Origin of the sequence: Paenibacillus koleovorans NBRC 103111 (genome assembly GCF_004000845.1) — a bacterium.
GTDB classification, from domain to species: domain Bacteria; phylum Bacillota; class Bacilli; order Paenibacillales; family NBRC-103111; genus Paenibacillus_AA; species Paenibacillus_AA koleovorans.
This window is the reverse complement of the sequence record NZ_BIMA01000171.1, coordinates 1-10,565: the sequence shown is the minus strand read 5'-3', so window position 1 is coordinate 10,565 and position 10,565 is coordinate 1. Positions and strand designations below refer to the sequence as shown.

Genomic DNA, 10,565 nt, shown 5'->3' with positions numbered 1-10,565 from the left:
AACTCACTTTAGAAATTCAGGTTTATCCTGAATTTCTAAAAGCGCGTAAGAATACGGCGGGGATCATCCCGGAGCGGTTGAATGACTGTGAATAAGCGGTAGAAGAAGCAACGTAATTTCGGAAAAGGGTCCACATGGAGATAACTCCCCCTCCTCAATGAAGAGGCTCTTGCGTTTGCAGTGTGAGATTATGGGAAATGTTCATTCCAATTGAACCACTCTGGCTTCCATCCGTCTCCAATCGTAGCGGCTGGCGAAATCCTGTATCAGCTTGAGCACGATAGATCGACTATGCTGAACAAGCGTTGCCGCGCAATGAAAGAACTCTAGTCGGAATCTAGCAATCGTATATCCCTGATGCACCGGCTCGCAACAATCGCGTTTGATGCGCTCGAACAAGTTATAGGCAAGCAGCTTAATCAGCAGATCGAGTTCGTTAGCTTCAAATTCACCAGTGGTGATGCGGTCAATGGAAAAGCTGTCTTTCGCCTCTTTGATGTAGATCTCCATGCAACAGCGTTGGTTGTAAAAACGCCACAGATCAATCGGATCCCATTCCAGGTTGGTCACGATCGCTTCGTATTGCCAATCTTCGTCAAACACGATACGGCCCTGACCGTCAACGCACACTTGCGCCTTGCGAATGACCGCTACTCGGTGGGGCTTTTTCCAGGACGTGGCTTTGTAAATCAAGGTGATCCCTTCGATGATCCAGTCCTCGTCGACATATCGCTTCCAGTAGCGGCAAACCGCCACATCGCTTGCGAGGTGCTGGGTCCATTTCATCTTCTCGACAAACACAATTCTACCAAAGATTTGGAGCCCTTTTTATATATTTTTAGTGAGCGGTACTTTCGAAATTCGAATTTATATGAAATATTTAGGAGAAAATCGTTGCAATATTAACGATTTAGCGCTAAGATAACTATAGAATATGTTAGAAATAGATGAATATTTATGTTTTATAAGGAAATTATGGTTATTTTATTGGTTTTGGTGTTGAGTTGTAACGTGATTTTAGTCAATAGTAATTGGTAATAACCATAGCAACAATTTTTGTTGAAAAAATCGGTATTGCCTTGCATAAGTGACAAAAAATAAATCTCATGGCCACCCACAATCAGCCTTAAATCATGAGCATCAAAGGCCGAATCAATCTTTTTGCTGATACGCTGGCCAGCTATCATATAAGAATCACTTAGTATGAGAGGAGCTCGTATATGAGAAAATTATTTTTAGTATTCTTGTGTTTCTGCATTTTATTTCCAACATCTGCGAATGCTTCTAGTAGATCCTACCAGTATATTGATAACAAAGAGATGGAGTTGACGAAGGAATTACTTCTTGAAATTGAAGAAAAAATGAAAACTATGTCTCCGAAGGATGCTGCAATTTATTTTGAAGAAACCGTGAAAAAACACACGGTTGAATATGTAAAATATTTAAATTATTCCGATATTGGTACAAATAAATTTGGATTACTGGCTAGTCCTGGAGACACAAGATCGAGTGTTTCTTATTCTAATAGTGGACTTTACTCAGCAAATAGTATAAGCGGGATATGGTTTAATATTATTAATAGCACTCTATCCCTTGTACTTGGAATATACACATATGTCTCCTCAATATTATATGGTGTAGCAAACTTATTTTACGCTGTATCAGCTGATACAACTGAACAAGCGTCAGCGCAGAACTACTATAGTTATCGATACATTACATATCAAGGTGAAGTATTTGTCGATCACATATTTACACCGGATGATTGGGAGACATTGGCATATTCTCACTCGAGAGAAATTTATGAACATGGTTGGGGCTATTTTATCGATACAAATGGATTGGCACATCAAAGTACCATTGACTTTCCAACTCCAAAAGCCGCTCAAATGGCACCATATGCAAGTTTCTCAGGCATTGAAGCACAAGCTCTAGTTATTGCTGGTTATCCACAACGTATTCCAGAACATTATTATGGGTATTAATGTTTTGCTGTTCAATCTTTGAAGAATGAATCATTCTGGGGCAAGAAATTCTTGCCTCAGTTCTGCATTTTCAGTCAGGAGAGTGAACCCTGTGAGTAAAAAGAAGTTAATTATTAGTGGAATCATTGTTTTTGTAATAATCCTCATAGTATCCCTGTTAGTGGCAGTAGCAGTTCCGTCAAAAAAAGCACATATTTCAGCAGAGTATTCGATTACTTATGAAGTTGGTAAAAATGGTGATGTATATGACTATATTGTGTACAATTTGCTCATATCGAACGAATCGGAACAAGCACTAATTAATTTCGATGTAGATATCACACTAGATGAACAAATGAATGAGTTCACTCCTCTACAAAGATTTCTGACTGAGCCAACAAACTTACAAGCATTTGATACTCAAAATAAAAATAGAAATAAGATCATCTACACAAAGAAGGCGGCAATAAACAAATTATCTTCTATGAAAAAAGAACAAATTGAAAAGTTAAATAGCATTTATCCTAATTTAAAACTTGAAATGTCTTGGTTTGGGGGTAGTAAAGAAGTTTTATTAAACAGAAACAATTTGACCAATTCAAGTGTTCTTGATTTGACAAAGGTAACTCAATAATTCTTCGGAAGATGTGGACATATAAATCTGCGGAAGCAATACAAAGAAGGTCAAGAAATTGTAAAAGATATAAATAGCGGTCCCGCCAACGATTGAAGCTGAAAACATAGATTTTTTGAATTTATTATTTGGTATAATAACTAAAAAATAGTGTCATGGTGGCCCTCCTTCGTCCATATAAATTTATAGACGGTTTTCTGAAAGGAGGAGTTCAAAGTTGAGCCAGCAGCCAGGTTTGCGGTTCGATATTTATGAGCGAATCTTGCTTCCGGAGGACGCGGAATCGATTCGTGAATTGGATGGGATGGAGCTCATCCCGCAAATTGAAGTAGACGTGAATGGCGATCAGGCGGTAGTACGGGGGCATTTGCTGCTCCAGGGCACTTATGCAGGCGAGAATGGGGAAGCGGAGACGCGATCGGCGATTGAGCTGAGACATTACATTCCGGTGGAAATCACGCTCCCGATGAATCGAGTGGACCGGGTGGAGCGGATCGCGGTGGAGATCGACAATTTCGATGTGGACCTGCTGTCGTCCCGCAGCTTGAATGTGACAGGTGTGTTGTCGCTCCACGGGATCGAGCTGCAGTCGGCTGCGCCGAACGTCTGGCGGGAGGAAGAGGAGGTGTTGTTCGTCCATCAGGTCGAACAGCCTCAGGCGATCGAGCCGTTCGAGGCCGAGCAGCAGCAAGAGCAGCCGTCCGCTTACGCGCAAGCGCCGCCAAGCTCGCCGTGGTTCCAGCAGCCCGCTTCGCCGTACCGCCAGCAAGGGTATGGATTTCCGCAGCAGCCTTACTATCCTTACGCGCAAGCTCCGGTTCAAGCCCCATCCGTTCCTCAGCCGGCAGCTTATCCTTACTATCAGCAGCAAGTAGAGGAAGAAGTGCCTGGGGGACGCGAAGAGCAAGCGGAGGAGCAGTGGGCGGAGCAACTGGCTGAGCAAGCGGAGGAGTCGCAAGAGCTTGCTTTTGTCGTCCAAGAGGAAGATGTGCAGGAAGTTTACGAGGATCAGCGCGAAGATGAGGAGTTTGCCGCAGCGCCTCCGCCGAGAGAAGAAATATTGGTGGACACGTACGAAGACATGACGCTGCTGGATCAGTTCGAGACGGAAGCGGAGCAGGCGGCGGAAAACACGAGTTTGGTTGAAAACAGCGAAATGAACAATGCGGTTGTTGAAACGGAAGAGGAAGAGCGCGACACATCGATGAAGATCGCCTTCATCAAACGTGCGGAAGAAAGCCAAACATCCGACTTCAAGTCTTACATACATAAGAACGAGGCCTATCGACGCGCCGCCGAGAACGAGAGGGAGCGCGAAGCCGCGCAAGCAGCCGATACCCGAGCCGGCGTAGAGGAGCAGAACCCTGCGGATGTGCTGGAGTGGAAGAAGCTGTTCCTCTCCGAAGGCGAAGAGCAGAAATTCAAGAAGGTGCGGATGGTCATCGTGCAGAAGGAAGAGACGCTGGAGACGATTGCTCGTCGCTACGACAAAAAGCCCCAGGAGCTCAAGCTGTACAACAAGCTGCCGGAGCCGGAAATTTCCGCCGGACAGGTGCTTTATATCCCATAGTCGCGCAAAAAGCCCCGACCGCCGTTGCAGGCTGTCGGGGCTTTCTCCGAGCCGGAAGAGTTCAATATATGTTCATCAAGAAGCCGAGATAGACCAAAAACAGCGCGAACAGGATGAATACATCCAGAGGGTTCGGCAAAATCAGCGTGCGTATGAATTGGATGCAAATCAACGGAAACAAAAGTCCTCTTACGGAATACCGAACCTTCCACCACCATTTGTCCACGGTACCACCTCCTAAGGCTTGACGGCGCCATAAAATTTGAGGAACGGTTTAGTTTAGTGTATGAACCCGCCGAGGGTGGATATGCTGAAAGATAAGACTTCACTCGACTAAGAGGTGCGAGCCTATGCCGACTGCGCAGTCCATCTACCAGTCCGTCTGGATTGCAGGGTTGATCGTCGTCATCATCTTCATCGTCAAGCTGATGCTGAAGCATGACAAAACCGACTGACTGTCCCTGAATTCGGTTCACAGCGGATTGACTACACGCGTTATTATCGGTATCATTATTATTGTGTATTTTTATTTTATTAAAAACGTCGATAGGAAGTAGTAGGCAGCCAACCCTTCAGAGAGTGGGACCGCAAGCGCTGGAAGGTCCCGCAGGTCGTAATTGCCGAAGTCGTCCTGGAGTTGCCTCTCGCGTGCGCGGGGCCGGTTGCAGCCGTTATCTGCTTGAGCGCCGATTCTCTCAGGGGGTCGGAATGAAGGTGGTACCACGGAAGAACATCCTTTCGTCCTTTGCGGCGAAAGGTTTTTTTGTGTTCCTGGAATGGTCGCTATTACTGAAGGAGGTCATTTTCTATGGCAGAAGATCAAACTTTGAAAACCGCAAGCTCGATGCCCACGACGTACGATCCGAAGGCGGCCGAGCAGAAATGGTACAAATATTGGCTGGAGAACGGATTTTTTGGCGCGGGCAAACGGCCTGACGCCGAACCGTACACAATCGTCATTCCGCCGCCGAATGTCACGGGGATGCTGCACATCGGGCATGCGCTCGATTGCACGCTGCAGGATATTCTGATCCGCGTGAAGCGGATGCAGGGCTACGACGCGCTGTGGCTGCCTGGAACGGATCATGCGGGTATCGCGACGCAGACGAAGGTCGAGCAGAAGCTGCGCGAGGAAGGGCTGTCCCGCTATGATTTGGGCCGCGAGAAGTTTCTGGAGAAAGTGTGGGAGTGGAAGGAGCATTACGCCGACCGGATTCACGAGCAGTGGGGCAAAGTAGGCTTCTCGCTCGATTACTCGCGGGAACGATTTACGCTCGATGAAGGGCTGTCCCGGGCGGTTCGCGAGGTGTTCGTTCGCCTGTATGAGAAAGGGCTGATCTATCGCGGCAATCGGATCATCAACTGGGATCCCGCTGCACGGACGGCGCTGTCGGACATTGAGGTCGAGTATAAAGAGGTGCAAGGCGGCCTCTACCACTTGCAATATCCGCTTAAGGACGGCAGCGGGCATCTGACTGTTGCGACGACGCGTCCGGAGACGATGCTCGGCGATACGGCCGTAGCGGTCCATCCGGAAGACGAGCGGTATGCGCATATGATCGGGAAGATGCTCATCCTGCCGATTATCGGCCGTGAAATTCCGGTAATCGCCGACAGCTACGTCGAGAAAGATTTCGGCAGCGGTGCAGTCAAGATTACGCCGGCTCACGATCCGAACGACTTCGAAGTCGGCCAGCGCCATCAGTTGCCGCAAGTGCTCGTCATGGACGAATCCGGCCGCATGAACGCGAACGCCGGCCCTTACCAGGGCTTGGACCGCTTCGAGTGCCGCAAACTGCTTGTCAGCGACTTGAAGGAGCAGGGCGTGCTGCTGAAGATCGAGGAGCATGTGCATCAGGTTGGTCACAGCGAGCGGAGCGGGGCGGTAGTGGAGCCTTATCTCTCCACGCAATGGTTCGTCGACATGAAGCCGCTCTCGCAAGCGGCCATCGATGCCCAGCGCAGCGGCAAAGGCGCGAATTTCGTGCCCGACCGGTTCGAGCGCAGCTATCTGCAATGGATGGAAAACGTGCGCGACTGGTGTATTTCTCGTCAGCTCTGGTGGGGCCACCGGATCCCGGCCTGGTATTGCGACGGCTGCGGTCAGACGAGCGTATCCCGCGACGATCTCGGCACTTGCCCGCAATGCGGCAGCGAACATCTTCGCCAAGACGAGGATGTGCTCGACACCTGGTTCAGCTCGGCGCTGTGGCCGTTCTCCACGCTTGGCTGGCCGGAAGAGACGGAGGATCTCAAGCGCTACTATCCGACAAGCGTGCTCGTAACGGGATACGATATTATTCCGTTCTGGGTGTCCCGGATGATTTTCTCCGGCATCGAGTTCACCGGTCAGACTCCGTTCAAGGACGTGCTGATCCACGGGCTCGTTCGCGATTCCGAAGGCCGCAAGATGTCCAAGTCGCTTGGCAACGGGGTAGATCCGCAGGAGGTCATCGAGAAATACGGGTCCGACGCGATGCGCTACATGCTCTCGACGAGCAGCACGCCGGGTCAAGATTTGCGTTTCCGCTGGGAGCGCGTCGAGCAGGCCCGCAACTTCGCCAACAAAATTTGGAACGCCTCCCGTTTCGCTTTGATGAACCTGGAGGGCTTCACATATGAAGACATCGACCTTAGCGGGCAGTTAGGCACAGCCGATCGTTGGATTTTGCACCGGTTGAACGACACGGTTCGCGAAGTAACCCGACTGATCGAGCAATACGAGTTCGGCGAAACGGGTCGCTACTTGTACAATTTCATCTGGGATGATCTGTGCGACTGGTACATCGAATTTGCCAAGCTGTCTTTGTATGGGACAGACGAGAAAGCGAAGAAGACGACGCAATCGGTGCTGGCCTATGTGCTCGACCGGACGCAGCGCCTGATCCATCCGTTCATGCCGTTCATCAGCGAGGAAATTTGGCAGCATCTGCCGCATGAGGGCGAGACGATTATGCTTGCTTCATGGCCGATCTATGACGTCAAATGGGAAGCGCCGGACGCCGAAAAAGAGATGAACCTGCTGATGGAGATCATTCGCTCGGTTCGGAATATCCGCGCCGAAGTGAACGTGCCGATGAGCAAAAAAATCGAGCTGCTCGTACGTCCGGCCGACGAGGCGGCGTTCGCGATTTTGAGCGGCAACGAGGACTATTTGCGCCGGTTCTGCAACACTTCGGAGCTGGCGATCCGTCTGGATTTGGCGAATCCGGAGAAAGCGATGACGGCGGTCGTAACCGGGGCGGAGCTGTATTTGCCGCTGGCGGGGTTGATCGACATTTCCCAGGAAATGGCCCGTCTCGAGAAAGAAGTGCAGACGCTGAATGCGGAAGTGGATCGTATCGACAAAAAGCTGGGCAATGAGGGCTTCGTAGCCAAAGCGCCTGCCCGGGTAATCGAGGAAGAGAAAGCGAAGCGGCAGGATTATGCCGACAAACGCGAAAAAGTGCTGGCCCGGATGGCCGAGCTGCGCGGATAGGACGGTGGATGGCTATGAGCGAGCAGGATTGCAAAGACGGCGGACTGGAGCCGCAAGGCGAAGCGGCGTTCCGCGATATCGACGAGGCGATCGCCTGGATCACGCAGCGCATGCCGAAGTTCGGCATCCAGGTCGGCTTGAAGCGGATGGAGCGGCTCATGGAGCTGCTCGGCCATCCGCACCGCCGGCTGAAATTCATTCACGTCGCCGGCACGAACGGCAAAGGCTCGACTTGCGCCTACTTGACCCGGGTGCTCGTACAGAGCGGCTACGATGTGGGGACGTTCACGTCCCCTTACATCGAGCGGTACCAGAACCGGATCCAGTTAAACGGCGTCGATATTGATGACGAATCGCTTTTGAAGCTTGCCAATCAGATCAAGCCGTTCGCCGATGGAATGGCGCAGACGGATATCGGTGCCCCGACGATGTTCGAGGTGTCTACGGCGATCGCGATCGCTTATTTCGCCCGCATCGCGTTCCCGGACTTGGTCGTGTGGGAAACCGGTCTAGGTGGCCGACTCGACTCGACGAACATTGTGGCGCCGATCGTCTCGGTCATTACGAACGTTGGACACGATCATATGGACATTCTCGGCAATTCAATCGAGGAGATAGCTTCGGAAAAGGCCGGCATTATCAAGCCGGGCGTGCCGGTCGTCTGCACGGTCGAGCAGCCGGAGGCTGTAGAAGTCATGCGGCGGACTGCGGCTGAGAGGCGGACGACGTTGTATTTGATGGGGGACCAATTCCGGTACGCGTCAGTAGAGTCGGCAGTGGAGCATCAAGTGTTCGATTTCAGCGGGCCGTTTCGCGACGTGCCGGGGATCGGCATTGCTCTGAGCGGTGCTCATCAGCAGAAAAACGCGGCGTTGGCGGTTATGACGCTGGAGGTGCTGCGGCAATATTATGCCGTTCTCGTCGACGACGAGAACTTGCTCGAGGGCATGCGCACCGCCGCTTGGGCAGGCCGGCTCGAGATGATTCGCCGCGAGCCCCCGCTGCTGCTGGACGGCGCGCATAATCCGGAAGGGGCGGCGACGCTCGCCGAAGCGCTGCGCACGGTGTACCCTCACAAGCGGCTTCATTTGATGATGGGAATGATGCCGACGAAGAGTCATTCCGACTATTTGAGGCATATACTGCCTTTAGTGGATACATTGATCGTGACCGAGCCGGTGTTTTTCAAAAAGATGGACGCCGACGCGCTGGCCGACCTCGCTCGTGAAGTAGCGGGAGAGCTCGCGCTGATCATTCCCATCGATGTGGAGAAAGACTACAGAGAGGCGCTTCGGATGCTGACGGAACGGACGGAGCCCGGCGACTTGGCGGTCGTGTCGGGAACGCTCTATCTCATCTCCGACGTCCGGGCATGGATCTTGTACCGGAAGGATTCTGACAAAGGCTGGTGAGGCTCGGAGTGAGCGCTGCAGAGCATATTCATTTTATCGGGATCGGCGGGTACGGCATGAGCGCCATCGCGAAGGTGATGCTGGAGATGGGGTACCGGGTGACGGGCTCGGATTTGGCGCGGCAGGAGCTGACCGACAAGCTGGCTGCGAAGGGCGCGCAAGTCTACATCGGCCATAACGCCGGGCATGTCCAAGGTGCCGATGTGGTCGTCTATTCGACGGCGCTGGCGAAGGACAATGTGGAGATGCAGGAAGCCGAGAAGCTGAACATCCCGATCCTCCACCGGTCCCAAATGCTGGCGCGACTCATGTCGGACCGCAAGGGCATCGCCGTCGCCGGGGCGCACGGCAAAACGACGACCTCCTCGATGATCTCCCTGGTGATGGAGCGGTGCGGACTCGATCCGACCTTCCTCATCGGCGGGGAAATCATGAATGTGGGCAGCAATGCGAAGGCCGGCAAAGGCGACTATGTCGTAGCCGAAGCCGACGAAAGCGACGGTTCGTTTCTCCAGTATCATCCGTTGTATGCGGTTGTTACGAACATCGAAGCGGATCATCTGGAAAATTACGACGGCGATTTCGAGAAGCTGAAGCTTGCCTACGCGCAGTTCATCAGTCAAGTGAATCCGAACGGGAAAGCGGTGCTATGTCTCGACGACCCGCATCTGCAGCAACTGAGGCTGGAGGCTCCCGTGCCGGTGGTGACGTATGGGTTCCATGCCGAGAGCGGGGCCGATTGTTATGCCGACGATATCCGGCCGGGCGACCGCAAGGTTTCGTTCGACGTCGTCTATCGAGGTGCGCGGCTCGGACGGGTGGAGCTGTCCGTACCCGGCCGGCACAATGTGTACAATGCGCTGGCGACGATTATTATTTGCCTGGAGGCGGGGTTGCCTTTCGATCGAATCGCCGCTGCGATCCGGGAGTTCCGCGGCGCGAAGCGGCGCTTCCAGGTGCTCGGCGAGACGGACGGCATACTCGTCATCGACGACTATGCGCATCATCCGACCGAGATCGAAGCGACGATCAGCGCCGCGAAAGCGACAGGCAAGCGGATCGTCGCCGTGTTCCAGCCCCAGCGGTATACGCGGACGTTTTTCCTGTTCGATCAGTTCAGCCGGGCGTTCCATGAGGCGGATGAGGTGATCATCACCGACATCTACTCCCCGGCGGGGGAGAAGCAGATCGAGGGGGTCAGCTCCGCCAAGCTGGTCGAGCTGATTCATGCGAACAGCAACTCGAACGTCCGGCATTTGCCGACGAAGGATGAGGTGTTCGCGTACTTGCAGACGCATGTCGCGGGCGGCGACCTGGTGCTCACGATGGGCGCGGGCGACATTTGGCGAGTGGCGGCGCAACTGGCGCAGGAGCTGGAGGCGCGGCGGCCGAGAGAGTAGCGGTTGAAGTGCGGTGGGGTGCCCGAGAGGGCGCCTTTTTTATGGTTTTATTAGAAAGTATAAGTTTTTTGGGGAAGACCGAAGGCTATTCCCCTGCTTTTGAATTT

The 10,565-nt window shown here is 52.5% G+C and carries 7 protein-coding genes, 1 pseudogene and 1 other annotated feature; of the genes and pseudogenes, 6 read left to right on the top strand and 2 right to left on the bottom strand.

Translation table 11 applies throughout. From position 1 onward, the window contains the following. Positions 1-201: 201 nt before the first annotated feature. A pseudogene (locus PKO02S_RS30240) lies at positions 202-804 on the bottom strand (transposase); the annotation flags it as partial. Between the two features lie 416 nt (positions 805-1,220). On the opposite strand from PKO02S_RS30240, the gene PKO02S_RS30235 reads away from it, so the two are divergent. The 3 genes from PKO02S_RS30235 to PKO02S_RS30225 all read left to right on the top strand — a co-directional run bounded on the left by PKO02S_RS30235 (position 1,221) and on the right by PKO02S_RS30225 (position 4,168). Then, complete coding sequence (locus PKO02S_RS30235) at positions 1,221-1,985, top strand: hypothetical protein (protein WP_127588739.1); 765 nt, start codon at positions 1,221-1,223, stop codon at positions 1,983-1,985. 91 nt (positions 1,986-2,076) lie between these two features. Further along, positions 2,077-2,598: a hypothetical protein gene (locus PKO02S_RS30230; RefSeq protein WP_127588738.1), complete on the top strand. Its 522-nt coding sequence runs from the start codon at positions 2,077-2,079 to the stop codon at positions 2,596-2,598. A 217-nt stretch (positions 2,599-2,815) separates the two neighbouring features. Next, complete coding sequence (locus tag PKO02S_RS30225) at positions 2,816-4,168, top strand: LysM peptidoglycan-binding domain-containing protein (RefSeq protein ID WP_127588737.1); 1,353 nt, start codon at positions 2,816-2,818, stop codon at positions 4,166-4,168. A gap of 61 nt (positions 4,169-4,229) precedes the next feature. Here the strand turns inward: PKO02S_RS30225 and PKO02S_RS32655 are convergent, their stop codons facing one another. Then, the gene (locus PKO02S_RS32655) at positions 4,230-4,394 is read right to left on the bottom strand and encodes a YszA family small membrane protein (protein ID WP_164821775.1); all 165 of its coding nucleotides are present in this window, start codon (positions 4,392-4,394) and stop codon (positions 4,230-4,232) included. Between the two features lie 308 nt (positions 4,395-4,702). Beyond that, positions 4,703-4,917: a binding site (T-box leader), on the top strand. A 59-nt stretch (positions 4,918-4,976) separates the two neighbouring features. On the opposite strand from PKO02S_RS32655, the gene PKO02S_RS30220 reads away from it, so the two are divergent. From PKO02S_RS30220 to murC, 3 genes are read left to right on the top strand one after another with little or no spacing between them, the layout of a single operon-like run. Beyond that, entirely contained in the window at positions 4,977-7,646 is a 2,670-nt protein-coding gene (locus PKO02S_RS30220; protein WP_127588736.1) for a valine--tRNA ligase, read from the top strand. Between the two features lie 14 nt (positions 7,647-7,660). Further along, positions 7,661-9,058, top strand: a complete 1,398-nt coding sequence (locus PKO02S_RS30215) for a bifunctional folylpolyglutamate synthase/dihydrofolate synthase (protein ID WP_127588735.1) — start codon at positions 7,661-7,663, stop codon at positions 9,056-9,058. Between the two features lie 8 nt (positions 9,059-9,066). Continuing rightward, positions 9,067-10,458 (top strand): UDP-N-acetylmuramate--L-alanine ligase, encoded by a 1,392-nt coding sequence (gene murC, locus PKO02S_RS30210; protein ID WP_127588734.1) that lies wholly within the window; start codon positions 9,067-9,069, stop codon positions 10,456-10,458. Positions 10,459-10,565 lie beyond the last annotated feature (107 nt).